The sequence below is a fragment of the Actinokineospora alba genome (genome assembly GCF_004362515.1).
Classification (GTDB): Bacteria; Actinomycetota; Actinomycetes; order Mycobacteriales; family Pseudonocardiaceae; genus Actinokineospora; species Actinokineospora alba.
Genome location: NZ_SNXU01000001.1, coordinates 1638128 through 1658995, shown reverse-complemented (window position 1 = coordinate 1658995; position 20868 = coordinate 1638128). Strand labels below are relative to the sequence as shown.

Below are 20868 nucleotides of genomic sequence, written 5' to 3'. Positions count from 1 at the left end.
TAATTATTAACACGAGTGAGTAACCGCTTTTCGCAACGCCGACTGGACGGCCACGATCAGCGGGTGGTTCTCCCGGCCGCGGCGCACCGCGGCGAACACCCGGCGCGTCGGCGGGTCGACCGCGATCGGCCGGACCCGGGCGGGTTCCACCCCCGCCAAGGCGGTGCGCGGGATCAGCGCGACCCCGCCGCCCGCGGCGACCAGCGCGGCCTCGGCGTGGAAGTCGTCGGAAGTGTGGGTGATCCGCGGGGTGAAGCCGACCCCCTCGCACGCGACCACCAGCACGTCACGGCACGGGTTGCCCGGCAGCGGCGCGACCCAGTCGTCGGTGGCGAGGTCGGACAGGTTGACCTCCGCCTGGTCGGTCAGCCGGTGGCCGGGCGGCAGGACCGCGTCGAACGGTTCCGCGTAGAGCGGTGTGCGCACAACCCTCTGGTCGTCGTCTCCCGCACTTGCCCAGTACTCCACGGTGACCGCGATGTCGATCTCACCGTCGAGCAGCATCGGCAGGCTGCGCTCGGCGTCGTGCACGACCACGCTCACCCCCGGCGCCGACGCCCGCAGCGCGACGATCGCCGGGGCGACGACCTGGGTGATCGCCGAGGCGAACGCGGCCACCCGGACCCGTCCGGTCTCCCCGGCGGCGTAGGCGGCCAGCCGCGCCTCGGCCCGGTCCAACTCGGCGATCACCGCGGTGGCGTGCTCGACGAGCAACTCACCGGCGGCGGTCAGCCAGACCCGCCGCCCCTTGCGGTGCAGCAGGTCCTGCCCGACCTCGGACTCCAGCGCGGCGAGCTGCTGCGAGACCGCCGACGGTGTCAGGTGCAGCGCCTGGCCCGCGGCGGTCACGGTGCCGTGGTCGGCCAGTGCGCGCAGCACCCGCAGCCGCCGGGGATCTATCACCCGTCCATCTTCTCCCGAGCGGCGATGAAGGCGTCGACCGCGCGGTTGACGTCGTCGGTCGAGTGCGCCGCCGACATCTGGGTGCGGATGCGGGCCTTGCCGTGCGGCACGACCGGGTAGGAGAACCCGATGACGTAGACGCCCTGGTCGAGCAGCAGATCGGCCATCCGGCCCGCCTTCGCGGCGTCGCCGATCATCACCGGGATGATCGGGTGCTCGCCGGGCAGCAGGTCGAAGCCCGCCTCGGTCATGCGCGCGCGGAACAGCGCGCTGTTCTCGCGGAGGCGGACCAGCAGGTCGGCCGAGGAGTCGAGCAGGTCGAGCGTGGCCAGCGCGGCGGCGGTGATCGACGGGGCCAGCGAGTTGGAGAACAGGTACGGGCGCGAACGCTGGCGCAGCATCTCGACGATCTCGGCGTGGCCGGAGACGTAGCCGCCGCTGGCGCCGCCGAGGGCCTTGCCGAGGGTGCCGGTGTAGATGTCGATGCGGTCGCCGACGCCGAAGTGCTCCGGGGTGCCGCGGCCGGTCTCGCCCATGAAGCCGACGGCGTGCGAGTCGTCGACCATGACCAGCGCGTCGTACTTCTCCGCGAGGGCGACGATCTCGTCGAGCGGCGCGAGGTAGCCGTCCATGGAGAAGACGCCGTCGGTGGCGATCAGCCGGTAGCGCGCGTCCGCGGCTTCCTTGAGCTTGGCTTCGAGGTCGGCCATGTCGCGGTTGCGGTACCGCGCCCGCCCGGCCTTGCACAGGCGGATGCCGTCGATGATCGACGCGTGGTTCAGCTCGTCGGAGATGACCACGTCCTGGTCGGTCAGCAGGGTCTCGAACAGACCGCCGTTGGCGTCGAAGCAGGAGCTGTAGAGGATGGTGTCCTCGGTGCCCAGGAACTGCGACAGCCGGGCCTCCAGGGCCTTGTGCGGCGCCTGCGTCCCGCAGATGAACCGCACCGACGCCATCCCGAAGCCCCACTCGTCCAGGGCGTCCTGGGCGGACTTCACCAGCGTCGGGTGGTCGGCCAGGCCGAGGTAGTTGTTGGCGCAGAAGTTCAGCACCGGCTCGGAGGAGTCGACCCGGACCGACGCCTGCTGCGGGGTGGTGATCACCCGCTCCGCCTTGTAGAGACCGGCCGCCCGGATCTCGTCGAGTCCCGCCCGCAGGTCTTCGCGCATAGCGCCGAACATCAGCTCTCCCAATCCATGATGACCTTGCCGCACTTGCCGCCGCGGGCGGTGTCGAACGCGGCCTTGTGTTCGGTGTGGTGGAACCGGTGGGTGATCACCGGGCTCAGGTCCAGGCCCGCCTGCAGCAGGACCGACATCGCGTACCAGGTCTCGAACATCTCGCGGCCGTAGATGCCCTTGATCGTCAGCATCTTCAGCACGACCGCGCTCCAGTCGATCGCGATCTCCTTGGCGGGCAGCCCGAGCATCGCGATCCGACCGCCGTGGGTCATGTTGCCGATCATCTCGCGCAGCGCCGAGGGCTGGCCGGACATCTCCATGCCCACGTCGAAGCCCTCGGTCATGTTCAGCTCGCCGTAGACCGCCGACACCGGGGTCGCGCTGACGTCCAGCGCGACGTTGACGCCGAGCTTGCGGGCCAGCTCCAGCCGGGCCTCGCTGATATCGGTGATCACCACGTGCCGGGCGCCCGCGTGCTTGGCGACCGCGGCGGCCATCAGCCCGATCGGGCCCGCGCCGGTGATCAGCACGTCCTCATTCAGGACCGGGAACGACAGCGCGGTGTGCACGGCGTTGCCGAACGGGTCGAAGATCGCGGCGACGTCCAGGTCGATCTGGTGGTTGTGCACCCAGGCGTTCGACTCGGGCAGCACCGCGTACTCGGCGAACGCGCCGTTGGTGTGCACACCGAGGCCGATGGTGTTGGCGCACAGGTGACGGCGGCCCGCCCGGCAGTTGCGGCAGGTGCCGCAGACCAGGTGTCCCTCGCCGCTGACCAGGTCGCCGACCCTGACCTTGGTGACCGCGGCACCGATCTCGACGACCTCGCCGACGAACTCGTGTCCGAGCGTCAGCGGCGCCTTGATCGTCTTGGCCGCCCAGTCGTCCCAGGCGTCGATATGCAGGTCCGTGCCGCAGATGCCCGTGCGCAACACGCGCAGCAGGATGTCGCCCGGGCCGGGCTTCGGGTCCGGGACGTCGACGAGTTCCAGACCGGGGCCCGGGGCGACTTTGACCAGAGCCTTCAAGGTTCCTCCGATGATGCGGGTTGTGCTCCCCGCGCGGAGTCTGCTGCCGCGCCGCTGTGAAGTCCATCGGGAGTTTCTGAACTGCTTTATCAGCAGAGCTTCACAGCAGAGCCTACGCGTCCCAGCTGATCCTCCACGGTCGGCGGATGGTCAGCGACCCGATCCGCACGTACGTGGGCCGCCGGATCGTCAGCGAGCCTGCGCGCACCGACCCGGTCACCACAAAGTGCGGCCCACCTGCGCGCGAGCCACTGGCCTTGTCGGTCTTGCTGCCCAGCTCCACGGTCACCGCCGACGCGTCGACCGACGACCGCTCCGGCATCAGCAACTCCACCGACCCCGCCGCCACATCGACCTCGATGCGGATCTCTGGGAAAGAAATGACCGCATCGGAGAAGTCCAGGACGGTCGAGCCCATCTGGCTGCGGATGACCATGTCGCGGGGCACGACCCACTCGCCCTCGCGCTTGAGCGCCGACATCGTCGCCCGGAACTCCACCGGCTTGACCGGCGCGACACCGGACTCCGGGTGGACCAGGCCGGGGAGGTCGACCAGGACGGTATTGAGTTCCGCCCGGGTGCGCGCGGCCAGCGCGACATCGGTGCGGGCGGTGAACTCGTCGAGGCTGAGCAGGCCGTGTCCGATGGCCTTCTGCAGCACGCCGACCACATGTGAGCGCTCGGCGTCGGAGACTCGAAGTTCGCGGGGACTGATCGGGGTGGTCACACCACCCAAGATAGGCGCGAAACCGCGCGCTAGTCGGGCTCTCCGTCAAGCCCGTGCTCGATCGCGTACCGGGCCAGTTCCACCCGGTTGTGCAGCTGCAGCTTCCGCAGCGTCGACTGCACGTGGTTCTCCACCGTCCGGTGCGACAGGACCAGCCGGTCGGCGATCTGCCGGGCGGTCAGCCCCTTGGCGACCAGCCGCAGCACCTCGGTCTCCCGGTCGGTCAGCTTCGGCGCGCCGCTCTCCTCCGGGCCCGACGCCATCCGCCGGTACTCGCCGAGCACCAGGCCGGCCAGCCCCGCGTTGAAGACCGCGTCACCGGCCCACGTCCGCCGGACCGCCGCCACCAGCTCCTCCGCCGAAGCGGACTTCACCAGGTAGCCCGACGCGCCCGCCTTGACCGCCTCCAGCACGTCGTTGTGCTCGCCGCTGGCCGACAGCACCAGCACCCGGGTGCCGGTCAGCTCGCCGGTGATCTTGCGGGTCGCCTCCACCCCGGATTCCTCGCCGAGGTTGAGGTCCATCAGCACCACGTCCGGGCGCACGGTTCGCGCGATACGCACCGCCGAAGCGGCGTCGCCCGCGGTCGCGCGGACCTCGAACCCCCGCTCGGCCAGGTCGCGCGCCACACCGTCCCGCCAGATGGGGTGGTCGTCGACCACCATGATCGAGATCGGCTGTTCCGTCACCGCGTTGCCTTTCTCGCCGGGACCCGGATCTCCCACTCCGTGCCCGAGTCGGGCGCGGTCTCCAGGGTGATGGTGCCACCGAGGTCGCTGACCCGACCGCGAATCGACCGGGCGATACCCAAACGCCCCTCGTTCTCGGCGGCCGAGATGCGGCCCGCGGGGATGCCCACACCGTCGTCGCGGATGCTCAGGACCACCTCGTCACCGAGATCCTCCAGCAGCACCCAGGCCCGCGCACCCGGGCCCGCGTGCCGGTCGACGTTCTCCAGCGCCTCCCGGACCAGGTAGGCGAGCTCGCCCGCGGCCGACGCGGGCATGGTCACCGCGGTCGGCGGGACCGACACCTGGAACCGGTCGGTCGCCAACACCTGCAGGCGTGGGCGCAGATCAGCGGTGCCGTCCTCGGCGGACTCCAGCGGCGCGGCCGAGACCAGCGCCCGCAGCGCGACCTCCTGCCTGCCCGCCTCCTCGGCCAACTCGGCCGCCTCGCCGCCGACCTCGCGCCCGCGCTTGCGGACCCGGGCCAGCACCTGCAGGACGCTGTCATGGATCGTGCGGGCCAGCCGCTCCCGCTCGGCGGTGGCCGCCTCGACCCGCAGCGCCTTCGCCAGCCGCTCCGCCGACTGCCGCGACGTGGTCGCCGCCAGCCCGAGCACACCGCCGATCGCCACCAGCAACACCATGTCGCGGGTCAGGTCCGTGTCGACGTAGCCGCGCACGGCGTAGTTCGCCACTGCGACGACCAGCCCGAACAGCGTCCCGCCGGACAGGCCCGCACGGACCGCGCCGACCGCGACGACCGCCGTCACCCACACCGTCGGCACCAGCGGCACCGCCAGGACCGTCAACTGCTCGTGGGTCAGCACGAGACGCGACATCGCCATCGCGATCACACAGACCAGCAGGTCGACGAAGATGAACCAGACGGCCTTGCCGGTGTCTCGCAGGTAATAGACCGAGGTGACGAGGGTCCAGACCGCCATCCCGCCGACGGTGGCATAGGCCAGCCCGGTGTTCGCGTACTCATCGTGGTGATTGACCACCACGCCGATCGCGAAGATCAGCGTGATGATCCGCAGCAACACAGCCGAGAGCCACAGCGGCGCCGCGGGGTCCTTCGTGACGGGGCCGCGGTACCGGTCGCCGGGCAGCCGCACCCTGCGCGTCATGGCTTGCTGGGCTCCGGTTCGTCGTCCTTGAGGTTCGGCACCGAACCGGTGTCGTCGAACACGTCGACCGCTTCCGGCTCGGGGTCCTGCTCGCTGACCAGGGACCGGATGCCCGCGTTGAGCACCGCCAGCAGCGGCACCGCCAGCAGCGCACCCGCGATGCCCGCCGCGATCAAGCCGACGCCGATCGCCAGGACCACGGCCAGCGGGTGCAGCTTGACCGCGCGGCCCAGCAGCCACGGCTGCAGGATGTGGCTCTCGATCTGCATGACGGCCACGACCACGGCCAGCACGATCAGCGCCGCGACGAACCCGTTCGCCACCAGGGCGACGAGGACGGCCACGGTCCCCGCGATCAGCGCACCGATGATCGGGATGAACGCGGTCAGGAAGACCAGCGCGGCCAGCGGCACCGCGAGCGGCACACCGATGATCGCCAGGCCCACGCCGATGCCGACGGCGTCGAAGATCGCCACCGCGGCGGTGGCCCGCACATAGCTGACCAGCGACGAGAAACCGCGCCTACCGGCGACATCGACCCGCGCGCGCACGGGAGCGGGCGCCGCACGGGTGACGAAGCGCCACATGCCTTCGCCGTCGTAGAGGAAGAAGATGAGGATGAACAGCGTCAGCAGCAGCCCGGTGAGGACCTCGCCGATCGTGGCGGCGGTGGTGATCGCGCCCGAGGTGATCGCCGACTGGTTGTCCTTGATCGCGGTGATCGCGTTGTCGAGGAACGTCTGGATCTGGTCCTGACGCAGGTGCAGCGGGCCGTTCGACAGCCAGTCGCGGATCGTCTCGAGGCTGTCGGCCACCTGCGCCTGCAGCTGCGGCAGGCCGTTGCTGAACTGGATGATCACGAATGTCAGCACGCCGCCCACGACGGCGATCCCGCCGACCATGGCGATGGCGGCGGCCAGCCCTCGGGGCACCCGCCACTGCACGAGCTTGCCCACGCCGGGCGCCATCAGCGCCGCGAGCAGCAGGGCGATCGCGATCGGGATGACCACGTGGGCGAAGTAGCCCAGCAGCCAGATGATCACGTAGAGCGCACCGATGATCATCAGGAAGCGCCAGGCGAGCGCGGCGCTGACCCGGAGACCCTTCGGTACCAGCGTGGTGACGTCCTGTGGCGCGGCGGCGCGGGTTCTGGTCATCACGATCACCGTATCCGTCGAATGGCTCCTCGGCGACCACTCTGTCTGATGTGATGGCGCTGTGATGGAAGCCGGGGCCCAGTACGTTGGTTTGTCGTCGCTGACCGACACCGAGCGCGAGGTCCATTCGGCGTTCACCACCGGCGGCAGGCTCGACCTCGGCGGCAGGCCGGTCCGCGGCCCGGTGCTCGCCGCCCTGCTGACCGGGGCCTACCCGCTCGACGCCGGGGCGATGCCCGCGCTGCGCCTGGACAACGCCACCGTGACCGGCTCCTTCGACATCGAGGGCCGGGTCGTCGACCACGTCATCGCGCTTCGCCGCTGCACGTTCGAGCGGCCGCCGATCCTGCGGATGGCCCGGCTGGTCGGCCTGACCATGCCTGGCTGCCGGGTTCCGGGGGTCAAGGCCCGCAACCTGCGCGTCGGCAGCGACCTGGTCCTCGAACCGGGCTTCACCTGCACCGGTGTGCTCGACCTCACGGACGCGACGATCGAAGGCACCCTGCGGCTCGCGGGGGCGGTCCTGCGCAACCCGAACGGCGCGGCCCTGCTCGGCGCCCGCCTGCGGGTGTCCGGCTCGATCCAGGGCGTGGCCGCCCGCGCGTTCGGCGAGGTCCGGCTGCGCGGCGCGAACATCGGCGGCAGCGTCCACCTCACCGGCGCGCGGATGGCGAACCCCGCGGGCCCGGTGCTGGAGGCCACGGGCATGGCGGTCGAAGGCAACCTGATGTGCGACACCGGCGGCGGCCGCTTCGACGCCACCGGCACCGTCCTGCTCTCCGGCGCCCGCATCGGCGGCGACGCCGTGTTCTCCGGCGCGCACCTGCACGACGGCACCTCCACCGAGAACCAGGTGCTTGTCCTGCCGCACGGCACGGCCGAGGACCACACCGTCCTCGACGCCGACCGGCTGCGGGTCGACGGCGACGTCAAGCTCGACGCCGGGTTCACCGCCGCGGGGGCGGTCGCGCTGCGCGGAGCCCGGATCGGTGGACACCTCTTGTTGTCCGGCGCGACCATCGGTCGCCGGGACGTCATCGCCCGACTGGCCGCGGCGTTCGCCTCGGGCACCGCCGTCGACCGGGTGCCGGTCGCCCTGATCGGCGACGGCGTCGAGGTGTTCGGCGACGTCGAATGCCGCGGCGCGGTCGACGGCAAGATCGACTCCGACGGCGACCAGCGCACCGCCCTGCGCACCTACGGCCAGGTCCGGCTCGTCGACGCCCACGTGCACGGCAGCGCCAGCCTGTCCCGCGCGCGCCTGTGCGGGCCCGCGATCGATGTGCTCTTCGCGGACCGCCTGCGTGTGGGTGGCACCTTGTTCCTGCGCAAAGTCCGGATCAGCGGATCGGTGCGCCTGCAGAACGCGCACATCGGGTCGAGCCTCGACTGCTCCGGCGCCCGGCTCATCAAGCCGCGGCTGCGCCCCAACGGGACGGTCAAGCCGTCGCTGGACGCCCGGGTCGCCACCATCGGCAAGGACCTGCTCTGCAGCTACGGCTTCCTGGCGATCGGCGGTGTCCGGGTCCGGCTGGTCGAGGTCGGCAAGATGGCCACCTTCGGCGGCGCCCGGCTCGGCGGCCGCACGCACCCGAGGCACCCGGCGACCGACAAGTCGCTGTCGGCCTACGGGCTGACCGCGCAGGAACTTGTCCTCGCGTTCCCACCGCGCCGACCCCCGCGCGGGCAAGTGGTGCTCACGCGCGCGTCCGTCGTGTCGGTCATAGACGGACCCGGACTGTGGGCCGCCCGCGGCGGAGTCGATCTCGAGGACTTCAGCTTCACCGCCATCACCTCGCACCCCGAGGTCTCGGTCGGCACCCGCCTCGCCTGGCTTCGCGCGGTCCAACCGGACTTCGCGCCGGGACCGTACGAGCAGTTGGCCGCCGTGTACGCGGGCGCGGGCGACGAGGAGCGGGCGCAGCTGGTCCAGCTCGAGCGACAGCGCAGGCGCTACGCCGAGCTCAACGTCGCCGGGCGGATGTGGGGCAGGCTCCAGGAGTGGACGGTCGGCTACGGCTACCGGCCCTGGCTGGCGATGGTGTGGCTGCTGCTGTTCTGGCTGCTGGGCCTGCTCTGGTTCAACACCCATGTGATGGAGAAGCTCGACGCCGACGTCAACCCGGTGTGGAACCCGCCGCTGCTGGCCACCGACCTGCTGCTTCCCATCGTGGACCTGGGCCAGGACAACAAGTGGCGGATGGTCGGGGCGTCGCAGTGGATCGCGGGCGCGTTGATCGCCGTGGGCTGGATTCTGGCCACGACGGCGGCGGCCGGAGCGACTCGCGTGCTCAAACGCGGTTAACCCACAGGTGTGGACAATTTCATGATCTTGAGTCTCTGACCTGCACCACTACTTATTGTGATCTGTGGAGACACTCTGTGTTCGTCACACGATCAGGTGGGCCTCCTGTGTCACACGTGCATAACGAGCCCCAAGGGTGCCAATGTCTGCGGTGCACGGTGATCGCCGTGCGGCCCAAGATCGGAAAGTGACAGGTACCCGCACGTGGACCGAGCAAAGACGGAGAAGGCGACCGCAGCGATGCGGCGTGCCCTTTCCCGTTCGCTCATCGTCCTCGGCGGCGCTGTCGCGACGACCGCGGCGGCCTGGGCCATTTCGTCGGCCTCCGCAACGGCGGACACGTCGTTCGACTTCCCGAAGTTCCCGTCCGAAGGCACTCAGTCCGCTCCCGCGCCCATGGAACTCCCGGTGGTCTCTGACCTCGCCGGCAGCATCGGCCGGATCATCGGCGAGCCTGACCCGCACTTCGGCGAACACGCGAAGGAAGCGTTCGACGAGTTCGGCCAGAAGATCACCCAGCACTTCGAGAACGCGGCAACGCTCCCGGTCGACGCGATCGACGACGTGGACGATGTCGAGTTCCCCGGAGTGACCAATCCCGGCGTCGACGCGCCTGACGGTTCCGCCGTCACCGCGCCCGTCGTCGGGGCGCCGATCGCCAAGGCCACCACTCTTGTCGGGGTGCGGCCTGGTGCGATCGACCAGAACGCCGTGGCGGGCGCGGTTGACCGCGCTCTCGCCGACGGTATGAACCGGCGAGGTTCGCCGGAGCCCTCTGACGAGGCTCCGGTCATGCCCCGTGGCACCAGTCCGCTGGCGCCGCTGAGCATCCCCGCCCCCGTTGGCACCGGACACACCGGAGCCAACTCCGTGGACGCGCCGAGTTTCGGCTTGCTCTCCTCGGTTCCGTCGGGCACTGACCTGAACACCGCCGATGCTTCGCGCTCGGCCCAGGTCCACGTCCCCGTCACCGTCGGCCAGCAGCCCGGCGTCACTCCCGACTGAATTCCCGCGCGACCGCGAAGCCACTAGCCGCTTCGCTGGGTTCATGCGCGTAGATCGGCATGCCCAGGTCGTGCCTTCACCCCCCGCGGGTTAGTTCCCGCACCCCTTAACGCAGGTGGCCGCTGCCCCGACGCGGTTTCGCGTCCGGTCACCCGCATTTAGCCCCAGCAATGGGAAACCGAGAAGGAGAACACCAGATGCATATCTGGGCGAAGCGCGGATTCCAGACCGCGCTGGTCACAGGCGGAATGCTGATGCTGGGTACCGGCATCGCGTCCGCTGACGAGAGCTTCAACCCCGACCTCCCGCCGTCCGCCCTGGACGGCTCGGTCAGCGTGCCGATCAGGATCGACAACAACGCGCTGGGCACCCCGTTCGGGCAGCAGAACCTGGGTGGCGTCAACCACGACATCACGGTTTCGCCGCGCGACCTGGCAGGCGCCACCGGCGGTGCCACCCCGGCCCTGCCCACGAGCGGCCTGACCTCCGGTCTGCCCACCGCGGGCGGCATGCCCCCGGCGCTGACCAGCACCAACGGCGTCGCCCCGCTGTCCACCGAGGCGCTGCCCGCGGCGGACCAGCTGACCGGCGCACTGCCCACCACCGGTGGACTGCCGACGACGGACACGCTGTCCGAGGCCCTGCCCGCCACGGGCGGCCTGCCGAGCACCCAGGGGCTGCCCACGACGGGGCTCCCCACCACGGGCCTGCCCACCGAGCTGCCCACGGAACTGCCCGCCACGGGCGGCCTCGCGCCGGTCAGCGGTGCCCTCCCGGCAAACCCGCTCACCGGGCTGGTCCCGACCGACGGTGTCTCGCCGAAGGCCGCCACCGCCGAAGGTGACCTCTTCCGCGGCAACAAGATCGTCGGCGACCTGGTCGTCCCGATCGACATCTCCGGCAACGCGATCGCCATCCTCGGCGACGCCTCGGTCGAGAACTCCTCCGACCAGACGGCCCACCACGGCACCCCGATCGTCACCGACGGCTCGGACAGCACCCTCGCGGGCAACGTCGTCGCCCTGATGTGGGCCGCCCCGGTCCAGATCACCGGCAACGCGGTCGCCGTGGGCGGCACCGCCGACTCGTACAACACCTCGTCGCAGTCGGCGGCCGCCGAGGGTGACATCGTCACCGACGGCGAAGAAGGCGTGCTGTCGGGCAACGTCCTCGCGGGCCACGGCGCCACCCCGGTGCAGCTCAACGGGAACGCGGTCTCCGGCGGCGGCATCGCGACCACCGACTCGGCCAGCTACTCCGAGGCCACCTCCGGCGGCACCATCGTCACCGACGGCGAAGAGAGCGTGCTGTCCGGCAACGCGGGCGCGGTTCCCGTGGCTGTCCCGGTGCAGGGCAACGGCAACGCCGTCACCCTCGTCGGCATCGCCGACGCACTCACCGCCAGCGACGCCTACGCCCAGGCCGGTGACGCCCAGTCGAGCGACACCTACGACGAGCCCGCCTACATCAAGACGGACGGCGACGAGGCTGTCGGCTCCGGCAACATCCTGCAGCCCGCCCTCGCGGGCCCGGTCGCCGTGGACTGCAACGCGGCCGCGGTCGTCGGCATCGCCACCACGATGTGCGCCACCAGCGGTGACGCGGTCGCAGGCGGCTCCAACCTCACCAACGGTGAAGAGTCCGTGATCGGCGGCGCCATCGGCCACGCGCCGGTCGCCATCCCGACCCAGGCCACGGGCAACGCGGGCTCGCTGATCGGCACCGCCGTCACCGAGACCACCACCGACGTCAGCTCCGACGCGGGTGGCAGCTCCTACACCGGTGGCGACGACAGCGTCGGCGGCGGCCTCGCGGCTGTCCCGGCGGTCACCGCCCCGATCGACGCCTGCGGCAACACGGGTGCGGGCGGCGGCCAGGCCGACGCGACCTGCATCGCGACCAGCACGTCCGAGTCGGGCGGCTTCACCGGCACCACCGGCAACGACAGCGTCGTCGGCGGCGACGCCGCGACCGTCCCGGTCGCCGTTCCGGTCGAGGGCCTCGCGAACACCGTGGGTGTCATCGGTGGCACCAACTCCACCGTGACCGAGACCAAGACGGCCAGCGCGGGCGGCGACAGCAGCACCAACGACGACGCGGGCGTCCTGGCCTCGAACCTGGCGAACGTCCCCGTCGCGGGTCCGGTCCAGGCCGCGGGCAACGGCGGCGGCGTCGTCGCCGACACGTTCGCCTACAGCGACACCGACAGCACTGTCGACGCGGGCGGCTACTCCAAGGCCAAGGGCAACGGCGGCACGCTGGCGGGCAACATCGCCCAGGCTCCCGTCGCGATCCCGACGCAGGTCCTGTCCAGCGGTGCGACCGTCGTCGGCGACGGCGACCAGGCAGGCCGCAACACCGTCGACTCCGAGGCGGGCGACTACGCCCAGACCTCGGGTGAGGACGGCTCGGGCACGGGCAACGTCGTCTCGGTGCCGGTCGCCTCGGCCGTTCAGGCCTTCGGTGACTCGGCCGCGGTGCTCGGCCACAACGACGCCGCTTCCCACAACACCACCATGTCGGACGCGGGCGGCACCGTCGACACCAACGGCGACAACGGTTCGCTCGCGGGCAACGTCGTCGCCGCGCAGGCGCTGCCGATCGTGCAGGCCTTCGGCGACGCCGCTTCGGCCGCCGGTGGCATGGCCACGGGCGCCGCGACCAACGACACCGACGCGACGTCCGGTGGCGACATCACCACCAGCGGCGACAACGCCAACCTCTCGGGCAACCTGCTCGACGTTCCCGCCGCCGCCGTCGTGCAGCCGCACGGCGACGCCGTGGCCGCGCTGTTCAGCGACTCGATCGCCGCCTCGGACAGCGTCACCAACGGTTCCGTGGGTGGCACCTCCACCACCTCCGGTGACATGGGCAGCCTGTCGGGCATCGACGGCGACCTGCCGATCGGCGTCAACGCGCCGATCTACGACGTGCCGGTCGAGGTTCTGGCCGAGGCGATGACCTTCGCCACCAACGAAAGCAACATCACCGTGGGCGAGGACACCCCGCAGCTGGACCTGCCGCAGGCCGGTGGCCTCGAGGCCACCACGCTGCCCTCGATGCCGCGTCTGGGCTCGCTGCCCATGGCGGGCAACGCCCGCACCGGTGCGGCCGACCCGATCTCCGGCCTGCTCGGCGGCCTGCTCGGTGGCGGCATGCTGGGTGGCCTCGGCACCGACTCGCTCTCCGGCATGACCGGTGGACTCGGCGGCGCGCCGTCGATCCAGGAGCCGCTCGCCGGTGACCCGCTGTCCGGTGTGTCCGGTGTGACCGGCCAGCTGAACGGCAAGAAGGTCAACCTGCCCGCGCCGACCGCCCCCAAGACCACCCCGCGTTTCGCTGCCCCGGCCATGCCCGGCCTGGACAACCTGCGCGGCGTGTTCACGGGTGACCTGTTCCAGGCTCCGAAGCTGGACAAGCTGCCGGTTCAGACCCCCGCCCTCGCGGGTCTGAAGACCCCGGTGGCCCTGCCCACCGCCGCGGCCCCCCGCACGGGTGCCCCGGCTCTGCCCTCGCTGGACGACACCAAGGCGAAGCTCGCCGGCGTGTTCGGGCACTTCCCGATCGGCTGACCACTGATCGGTGCGATGGGCCCGGGGTTTCCTACCTCCCGCCCCGGGCCCATCCCCCACTAGGAAATGAGAAAGGCCCCGCCACCCAGGCGGGGCCTTTCTTCTGTGTCCGTTCAGCTTTCGCGCAGTCGGGTCTCGGCTTGGGACACCAGGCGGTGCACCGTTCCGTCGCCGCCGCTGGTCGACCACCCGGTCCGAAGCTCCGGCTCGATCTCCTGCTCCCCGATGCACGCGGCACCGGCGGCGACCTCACGGATCCTGGCGGCGAGGTGTTCGCCGGTTCCCGACGAATGATCAGTGACCACGGCGAACGTCCCGCCGGTGTAGCGGGCCACGGTCTGATCGGCCCGCAGCCCTGACCGCAGCCGGTCGGCCAGCAGCGCCAACAACTCGTCGCCGCGGTCGAAACCGAGCTCCCGGTTGACCTTGCCGAGACCGCGGAGATCCGCGAGCACCAGGGTGGTCCGCGTCCCGTGGATCCGGGCTCGCACCAGGCTCTGCTCGATCCGGTCGAACAGCAGCGCGCGGTGCGGCAGTCCGGTGGTCGGGTCGAGCAGGCACCGCACCGGCTCGGACTCGACCGGGCGGATCACCATCAGCGTCATCCCGCGTCCCCGGTGGGTGACCGGGTGGATGTCGGCCCACAGCCTGCGGTACGGCGTGTTCACGCGGGTCACCACGAACGGCATCGTCGTCGACGATCCCGCGCGACCGATCTGGCGGGCCAGTTCCGGCATGCTCGGGACCGGGGAACCGGAGTCGTCGCACAGCCGCCAGTCGGGCGGGTTCGTCCCCGCCCGCAGATGGTGCGGCGGCAGGTCGAGCAACTCCGCGGCGCTGGCGTTCGCCACGACGACGGACCCGTGCTCGTCGTGCAGGACCAGCCCATACGGGAGTTCCGCGACGAGGTCGTCCCAACCGGAATCCGGCACGAGAGGTGCCGCTAGGTGAACCGCGCTCATCGGCCCGCGCCTTCCGTCGCTGAGACTTGCGCAGAACCCTTCCCTGTCCACCTATGCCAATTCAAGCACCGGATACCACCCGTACCGGTGATCTTTGGTCAATCGAATTGCCAAGAGCGCTTGGCCAACCCGAACCAGTACCCTTCGATCACCGAACGCTGCGTACGAAGAGTGTCCATAGTGGCGCCGAGCGCGACGAACAGCGGCGCGAAGTGCTCGGTGCGCGGATGCGCGAGCCGCGCGGCGGGCGCCTTGCGCTCGAAGTCGATCAGCGAGTCGAAGTCGCCGGACTCGATCACCCGGTCACCCCAGTCGTCGAACTCGCTCGACCAGGATGGCGGCGCGTGGTCCGGGCCGAGGTGCGGGGTCATGGCGTGCAGATTGTGGGTGAAGAAGCCACTGCCGATGATCAGCACACCCTCGTCGCGCAGCGGCGCGAGCCTGCGGCCGATGTCGACGAGCGCGGCGGGCTCGAGCGTGGGCATGGAGATCTGCAACACCGGAACGTCGGCGTCCGGGTACATCTCGACCAGCGGGACGTATGCGCCGTGGTCGAGTCCGCGGTGCGGGTCGTCGGCGGTCGGGGTGCTCGGGCCGCGCAGCAGCCCGCGAACCTTCGCGGCCAGTTCCGGTGCGCCGGGCGCGGGGTATTTCACCTGGTAGTAGCGCTCGGGGAAGCCGCCGAAGTCGTAGACCAGCGGGACGGTCTCGGTGGCGCCCAGGGTCAGCGGCGCCTCTTCCCAGTGCGCGGACACGATGAGGATCGCTGTCGGCTTGTCGATGGTCGACGACCATTCGGCGAGCTGGCGGGTCCACAGCTGGTCATCGGCCAGCGGTGGCGCACCGTGGCTGAGGTAGAGAACCGGCTGCCTGCTCGACGTCATCATGTCGCCCATCCCCGTGAGGTTGAATATTCAACATACCATGACGCAGGCGAGGCCCGCAGTATTCCGACCAGGTCAGGAGCGGGTTTACCTGCTCGTAGAGTGATTGGGTGCGACGCGTCCTGATCGCCGGTGTGTCCGGTTCCGGCAAGACCACCCTCGCCCGACGGGTCGCGGCCGGGCTCGGCCTGCCCCGCTACGAACTCGACGCGCTGCATCACGGCCCGGGCTGGGTCAAGCGCCCCGAGTTCGAGTCCGACGTCGCCGCGTTCGCCGCCACCGACCGCTGGGTCTGCGAAGCGCAGTACCAGCGGTTTCTCGGAACCCTGCTGTGGGAACGCGCCGACACCCTGCTCTGGCTCGACCTGCCGCGCCGGACCGTCATGCACCGGGTGATTCGCCGCAGTGTCGCCCGAGCGGTCACCGGCCGCGAACTCTTCAACGGCAACACCGAGAACTGGCGCGAGTGGGCCGACCCCGAGCACCCGATCCGCTGGGCGTGGTCACAGCACGCCGCGACCAGCGCCAAAACCCGCGCGCTGGCCGAAGCGCACCCGAACGTCGACGTCGTCCGCTTCACCAGCGCGGGCGACGTCCGGCGCTGGCTGGGCGCTCAGCCCTGGGCGAGGTCGGCGAACCGGCTGTAGTGCAGCTGGTGCGCGACGACCACGGTCGCCGTCGGTCCGGCACGGTGCTTGGCGATGATCAAGTCCGCCTCACCCGCACGCGGGTCGTCGCGCTCCCAGGCGTCCGGCCGGTTGATCAGCAGCACGATGTCCGCGTCCTGCTCCAGCGAGCCGGATTCACGCAGGTCCGACAGCATCGGGCGCTTGTCGGTCCGCTGTTCGGGACCACGGTTCAGCTGACTGATCGCGATCACCGGCACCTCGATCTCCTTGGCCAACAGCTTGAGCTGCCGGGAGAACTCGGAGACTTCCTGCTGCCGCGACTCGACCCGCTTGCCGGAGGTCATCAGCTGCAGATAGTCGACGACGACCAGCTTCAGGTCATGCCGCTGCTTGAGCCGCCGAGCCTTCGCCCGGATCTCCATCATCGTCATGTTGGGCGAGTCGTCGACAAAGATCGGCGCCTCACTGATCTCACTCATCCGCCGCGCGAGCCGCGTCCAGTCGTCGTCGCTCATCCGACCACCGCGCATATCCCCGAGCCGAATACGCGCCTCGGCGGAGAGCATGCGCATGACGATCTCGGTCTTGCTCATTTCCAGGGAGAAGATGACGCTGCTCATGCCGTGCTTGATCGAGCAGGAACGCGCGAAGTCCAAACCCAGGGTCGAATTGTGCGTCGGGATCATCGATCGACCCGCGAGATACAGGTGGTCGGCGTTGTCCACCTCGACACACCGCACCGGCACTGAGGCGATCGGGCGGACATCCACGATGTACCGAACGCCGGGACGGCTCGGGCGGTCCATCATGCGTTCCTTGTGCAGAAGGTGCTTCCGTTCGAGCCGGAACACGCGGTCCTGCGGGGTGAACGTCATGATGTAAGCGGTGGAACGATCTTCGTTTCGTCCTGCGACTCGTTTGGTCCGGATCCGGCAGCGGTAGCCGAGGCCGATGATCAGCTCGTGGATGTCGTACGCGAGCCTTCGGTCAGTGACGGAGATCTGCGCCGAACCCGTCGCCGTGACGGTGCCGTCGGTGTCGAGCAGACCGGCTAGGAGCGCCCGGCGCTGCGATTCGGAAGCGCGCAGGTACGACACCGGGATGTGCTTGTCGCCCAACACGCCGGTCGTTCGCAGGATGGCCTGGAGTGACCCGTGTTCCCAAGTGCACGGCTGACAGAGGCGCCCACCTGTCGACGGCTTGCCGCAGTCTCGGCAATGCGGCGGCGGAACGGGCGCGGACACGAAGCGCGACTTGCCCCCGCAGCTTCGCCCGCACGTCTTCACCTCGCTTGTTCGCGGCACGAACGTCTCCCCGCAGACGACGCACGATTTCGCCGCCACTGGCTCCGGCGTCGGAAGCCGCAGGTGGTAGCGCATGTTGCCGTACTCGTGGGCCTCGATCCCGGTCGCCTCGATGTGGCAGATGATCTCGGGATCATTCGTGGTGAACCGGGCCCCGGCGGAGTCGCCATCGCCCAGCCACGCACCCAAGACATAGGGCGGAACCGGCAGGTCGGCTTCGGCGAGCGACAAGGGCGCGGTGAGAGCGACGGCATGGTTCGCTCGGCGATCACTGGTCTCGCACCGGACAGATGCGGCGAGTTCGGCCGTGGTGCGAATCGCGGAGGACGGGCCTGCGGCAGCCCGGCGGGAGGCGCGGGTGCTGGTCAGCCACTCGTGTTCGGCGTCCGCGACGATCACGGTGCCATCGCTGAACTCGACCTCGAAACACGGGCGGCCGACCATCACGTCGGTCGCGCCGACGACCCGGGTGGCTTTGCCATCGGCGTCGATCAGCTCGTCACCGACCTTGACCTCGCCCATGGTGGTCCAGCCGGTGGGTGTGGGCAGTGGCGTGTCGAGGGCCAGCGCCTTGCCGACACCAGGTCGTGCCGCGACGATGATCATCTGGCCGGGGTGCAGGCCGTTGGTGACCTCGTCGAGGTCGGCGAAGCCGGTGGGGATGCCCAAGGAGTTGCCGCCGCGGGAGGCGATGGCGTCGATCTCGTCCATGGTGGGCTGCAGCAGTTCCTCGAGCGCGACGTAGTCCTCGCTCATGCTGCGTTCGGTGACCTCGTAGATCGACGCCTGCGCGCGGTCGACGATCTCGGTGACGTCGGCGCCCTCGGCGCCCTGGTAGCCGAGTTGGACGATGCGGGTTCCCGCTTCGACGAGCCTGCGCAGGATCGCCTTCTCCGCGACGATCTCCGCGTAGTAGCCGGCGTTGGCCGCGGTCGGGACCGTGGCGATCAACGTGTGCAGGTACGGGGCACCGCCGACTCGGCGGAGTTCGCCGCGGCGTTCGAGTTCGGCGGAGACCATGATCGGGTCGGCGGGTTCGCCGCGGCCGTACAGGTCGAGCACGCAGTCGTAGATCATCTGGTGCGCCGGGCGGTAGAAGTCGCCGGGGCGCAGGGCTTCGATCACGTCGGCGATGGCGTCCTTGGACAGCATCATGCCGCCGAGCACGCTCTGTTCGGCCGCGAGGTCCTGCGGCGGCTGCCGGTCGAGACCGTGCTCGGGGCCGCTCGGCATCGGCGGCAAAGAGCGGTCATCGGTCAGCGCCACGCGGCCCTCCTTCGTACATCTGTTCGGTCCGACGGTACGTCGGCACGGCGACATTTCGGTGCCGCCGGGCCGACGCTAGAACCCCCGATCGGCCGCTTGCAAACGACCTTGGGGACACAACTGTGGATAACCTGTGGATGGTTTGAGCCACCTGCGTACAGCTGCCCGCGTACCTGTGTACAACTTGGGGACAACTACATCAGTCTCATAAGAACGCCCAGGTCAGAGGCTGTGTACAAGGTGTGGAGAAAACTCTCCCACGATCGTCCGGCGTGTCGCGATTAATCGCCGCTTCGGCGTGTCGCCGTGGCTGTCACCCCGGTGGGTGAACACGACCTGTGGACAACTTGGGGACAGCGGGTGCGGACACGAAACCGCCCCTCCCGCTCGCGGCGGAAGGGGCGGTTTCGGTTGGACGGGGTGTCAGCCCGCCGCGTTCACCTCGACGGTGAAGGCGGCAGTGACGTCCGGGTGGAGCCGCACGTTGACCGAGTGCTTGCCGACCGTCTTGATGTGGCCTGCGAGGTCGATCGCGCGCTTGTCGAGCACCGGGCCACCGGCCGCCTTGACGGCGGCGACGATGTCGGCCGTGGTGATCGAGCCGAACAGCTTGCCCGAGTTCGACGCGGCCTTGGCGGCCAGCGGCACGCTGCCCAGTGCGGTCAGCGCTCCCTTGACCTCCTTGGCGTGGTCGAGGTCGCGGATCCGGCTGGCCTCCTGGGCCCGGCGGATGACCTGGACCTGCTTCTCGGCGCCCTTGGTGGCGACGATGGCATAGCCCTTGGGCAGCAGGTAGTTGCGGCCGTAGCCGTCCTTGACCTCGACGGCGTCGCCGGGGCCACCAAGTCCACTCACGTCAGTGGTGAGGATGAGCTTCATGATGCGTCTCCTCCTGATCAGCGAGCGGTCGAGGTGTAGGGAAGCAGGGCGACCTCGCGAGCGTTCTTCACCGCGATGGCGACGTCGCGCTGGTGCTGGCTGCAGTTGCCGGTCACCCGACGCGCGCGGATCTTGCCGCGGTCGGAGATGTACTTGCGCAGCAGCGTGGTGTCCTTGTAGTCGATGTTCACCGGACGGTCCTTCTTCACGTCCTTGCAGAACACGCAGACCTTCTTCTTGGGCTTGCGAATCGGTGGCTTGGCCACGTCTTACTCCTGGGTTCTATCTAGTGAAAGAGTCTGGGGTGAGCGCGGTGCAGTGCGCTTTAGAAAGGAGGCTCGTCGTTGAAGCCGCCGCCGCCACCGCCGCCTGACGGAGGTGCGGAGCCCCACGGGTCGTCAGCGGGCGGAGCGGACTGGCCGGAGCCACCGCCGCCGTAACCGCCGCCACCACCGGTGCCTCGGCTGACCTTGTTGACCTTGGCGGTCGCGTACTTGAGCGAGGGGCCGACCTCGTCGACCTCAAGCTCGATGACCGTGCGCTTCTCGCCCTCGCGGGTCTCGTAAGACCGCTGCTTGAGCCGTCCGCTCACGATCACCCGCGAACCACGGGTCAGCGACTCGGCCACGTTCTCGGCCGCCTGTCGCCAGATGTTGCACCGCAGGAAGAGCGCTTCGCCGTCTTTCCACTCGCCGCTCGCCTTGTCGAACGTGCGGGGGGTGGACGCGACCGTGAAGCTGGCCACGGCAGCACCCGACGGGGTGAAGCGCAATTCAGGATCGGCGGTCAGATTTCCGACCACCGTGATCGTCGTGTCACCAGCCATCGTTTGCCTCCCTGTCCCGTCAGGCGTTCTCGCGCCGCATGACCTTGGTCCGCAGCACGGATTCCTGCAGGGACAGCTGGCGGTCCAGCTCCTTCACGGCCGCGGGCTCCGAGATGATGTCGAGCACGGCGTAGATGCCTTCGGCGTGCTTCTTGATCTCGAAGGACAGGCGGCGCTTGCCCCAGATTTCGACCTTCTCGACGTTTCCGCCCGACGTGCGGATCACGTTGAGGAACGTGTCGAGCGACGGAGCGACAGTGCGCTCGTCGAGTGTGGGGTCGAGGATGACCATAACCTCGTAATGACGCATGAAGACCACTCACCTCCTGTGGACTCGCGGCCACGGACGTTCCGTGGCAGGAGGGTCTGCGGACAGAGCGTA

At 69.8% G+C, this 20868-nt stretch carries 18 protein-coding genes; 4 read left to right on the top strand and 14 right to left on the bottom strand.

Translation table 11 applies throughout. The features are described from left to right. Nucleotides 1-6: 6 nt before the first annotated feature. The 7 genes from C8E96_RS07925 to C8E96_RS07895 all read right to left on the bottom strand — a co-directional run bounded on the left by C8E96_RS07925 (nt 7) and on the right by C8E96_RS07895 (nt 6854). The gene (locus C8E96_RS07925; RefSeq protein ID WP_091376839.1) at nt 7-903 is read right to left on the bottom strand and encodes a LysR family transcriptional regulator; all 897 of its coding nucleotides are present in this window, start codon (nt 901-903) and stop codon (nt 7-9) included. After that, complete coding sequence (locus C8E96_RS07920) at nt 900-2084, bottom strand: glycine C-acetyltransferase (protein ID WP_091376836.1); 1185 nt, start codon at nt 2082-2084, stop codon at nt 900-902. The genes C8E96_RS07925 and C8E96_RS07920 overlap by 4 nt, the downstream gene beginning before the upstream one ends. Next, nucleotides 2084-3112: an L-threonine 3-dehydrogenase gene (gene tdh, locus C8E96_RS07915; RefSeq protein ID WP_091376832.1), complete on the bottom strand. Its 1029-nt coding sequence runs from the start codon at nt 3110-3112 to the stop codon at nt 2084-2086. The genes C8E96_RS07920 and tdh overlap by 1 nt, the downstream gene beginning before the upstream one ends. Nucleotides 3113-3224: 112 nt before the next feature. Beyond that, a complete protein-coding gene (locus C8E96_RS07910) occupies nt 3225-3839 on the bottom strand; it encodes a DUF1707 SHOCT-like domain-containing protein (RefSeq protein ID WP_228769965.1) in 615 nt (204 codons plus the stop codon). 29 nt (nt 3840-3868) lie between these two features. After that, nucleotides 3869-4504, bottom strand: a complete 636-nt coding sequence (locus C8E96_RS07905; protein WP_407642669.1) for a response regulator — start codon at nt 4502-4504, stop codon at nt 3869-3871. A gap of 20 nt (nt 4505-4524) precedes the next feature. After that, the gene (gene macS / locus C8E96_RS07900; protein ID WP_091376822.1) at nt 4525-5697 is read right to left on the bottom strand and encodes a MacS family sensor histidine kinase; all 1173 of its coding nucleotides are present in this window, start codon (nt 5695-5697) and stop codon (nt 4525-4527) included. After that, nucleotides 5694-6854 (bottom strand): AI-2E family transporter, encoded by a 1161-nt coding sequence (locus tag C8E96_RS07895; protein ID WP_091376819.1) that lies wholly within the window; start codon nt 6852-6854, stop codon nt 5694-5696. Before C8E96_RS07895 ends, macS begins: the two co-directional genes overlap by 4 nt. Before the next feature lie 64 nt (nt 6855-6918). Between C8E96_RS07895 and C8E96_RS07890 the strand changes: the two genes are divergently transcribed. The 3 genes from C8E96_RS07890 (at nt 6919) to C8E96_RS07880 (ending at nt 13736) form a co-directional block, all read left to right on the top strand. Next, complete coding sequence (locus C8E96_RS07890) at nt 6919-9159, top strand: translocation/assembly module TamB domain-containing protein (RefSeq protein ID WP_091376816.1); 2241 nt, start codon at nt 6919-6921, stop codon at nt 9157-9159. A 240-nt stretch (nt 9160-9399) separates the two neighbouring features. Then, a complete protein-coding gene (locus C8E96_RS07885) occupies nt 9400-10164 on the top strand; it encodes a hypothetical protein (protein ID WP_091376813.1) in 765 nt (254 codons plus the stop codon). Nucleotides 10165-10361: 197 nt separating this feature from the next. Continuing rightward, nucleotides 10362-13736, top strand: a complete 3375-nt coding sequence (locus tag C8E96_RS07880) for a beta strand repeat-containing protein (protein WP_091376810.1) — start codon at nt 10362-10364, stop codon at nt 13734-13736. Between the two features lie 113 nt (nt 13737-13849). On the opposite strand, the gene C8E96_RS07875 is transcribed toward C8E96_RS07880, so the two are convergent. Next, nucleotides 13850-14698 carry a GGDEF domain-containing protein gene (locus C8E96_RS07875; RefSeq protein ID WP_091376806.1) on the bottom strand — a complete coding sequence of 283 codons (849 nt, stop codon included), beginning with the start codon at nt 14696-14698 and terminating at the stop codon, nt 13850-13852. A 98-nt stretch (nt 14699-14796) separates the two neighbouring features. Further along, the gene (locus tag C8E96_RS07870) at nt 14797-15585 is read right to left on the bottom strand and encodes a dioxygenase family protein (protein WP_091377094.1); all 789 of its coding nucleotides are present in this window, start codon (nt 15583-15585) and stop codon (nt 14797-14799) included. A 107-nt stretch (nt 15586-15692) separates the two neighbouring features. Between C8E96_RS07870 and C8E96_RS07865 the strand changes: the two genes are divergently transcribed. Next, nucleotides 15693-16229, top strand: a complete 537-nt coding sequence (locus C8E96_RS07865; protein WP_091376804.1) for a P-loop NTPase family protein — start codon at nt 15693-15695, stop codon at nt 16227-16229. Here the strand turns inward: C8E96_RS07865 and dnaB are convergent. The 5 genes from dnaB to rpsF form a co-directional block, all read right to left on the bottom strand. Then, nucleotides 16196-18781 (bottom strand): replicative DNA helicase, encoded by a 2586-nt coding sequence (gene dnaB / locus C8E96_RS07860; RefSeq protein WP_407642609.1) that lies wholly within the window; start codon nt 18779-18781, stop codon nt 16196-16198. The two genes, C8E96_RS07865 and dnaB, sit on opposite strands and share 34 nt — an antisense overlap. Nucleotides 18782-19204: 423 nt before the next feature. After that, complete coding sequence (rplI, locus tag C8E96_RS07855) at nt 19205-19663, bottom strand: 50S ribosomal protein L9 (protein WP_166658226.1); 459 nt, start codon at nt 19661-19663, stop codon at nt 19205-19207. A 14-nt stretch (nt 19664-19677) separates the two neighbouring features. Then, the gene (rpsR, locus tag C8E96_RS07850; protein WP_054053205.1) at nt 19678-19926 is read right to left on the bottom strand and encodes a 30S ribosomal protein S18; all 249 of its coding nucleotides are present in this window, start codon (nt 19924-19926) and stop codon (nt 19678-19680) included. Between the two features lie 59 nt (nt 19927-19985). Beyond that, entirely contained in the window at nt 19986-20486 is a 501-nt protein-coding gene (locus tag C8E96_RS07845) for a single-stranded DNA-binding protein (protein WP_091376798.1), read from the bottom strand. Nucleotides 20487-20505: 19 nt separating this feature from the next. Then, nucleotides 20506-20796, bottom strand: a complete 291-nt coding sequence (gene rpsF / locus C8E96_RS07840) for a 30S ribosomal protein S6 (RefSeq protein WP_091377087.1) — start codon at nt 20794-20796, stop codon at nt 20506-20508. Nucleotides 20797-20868 lie beyond the last annotated feature (72 nt).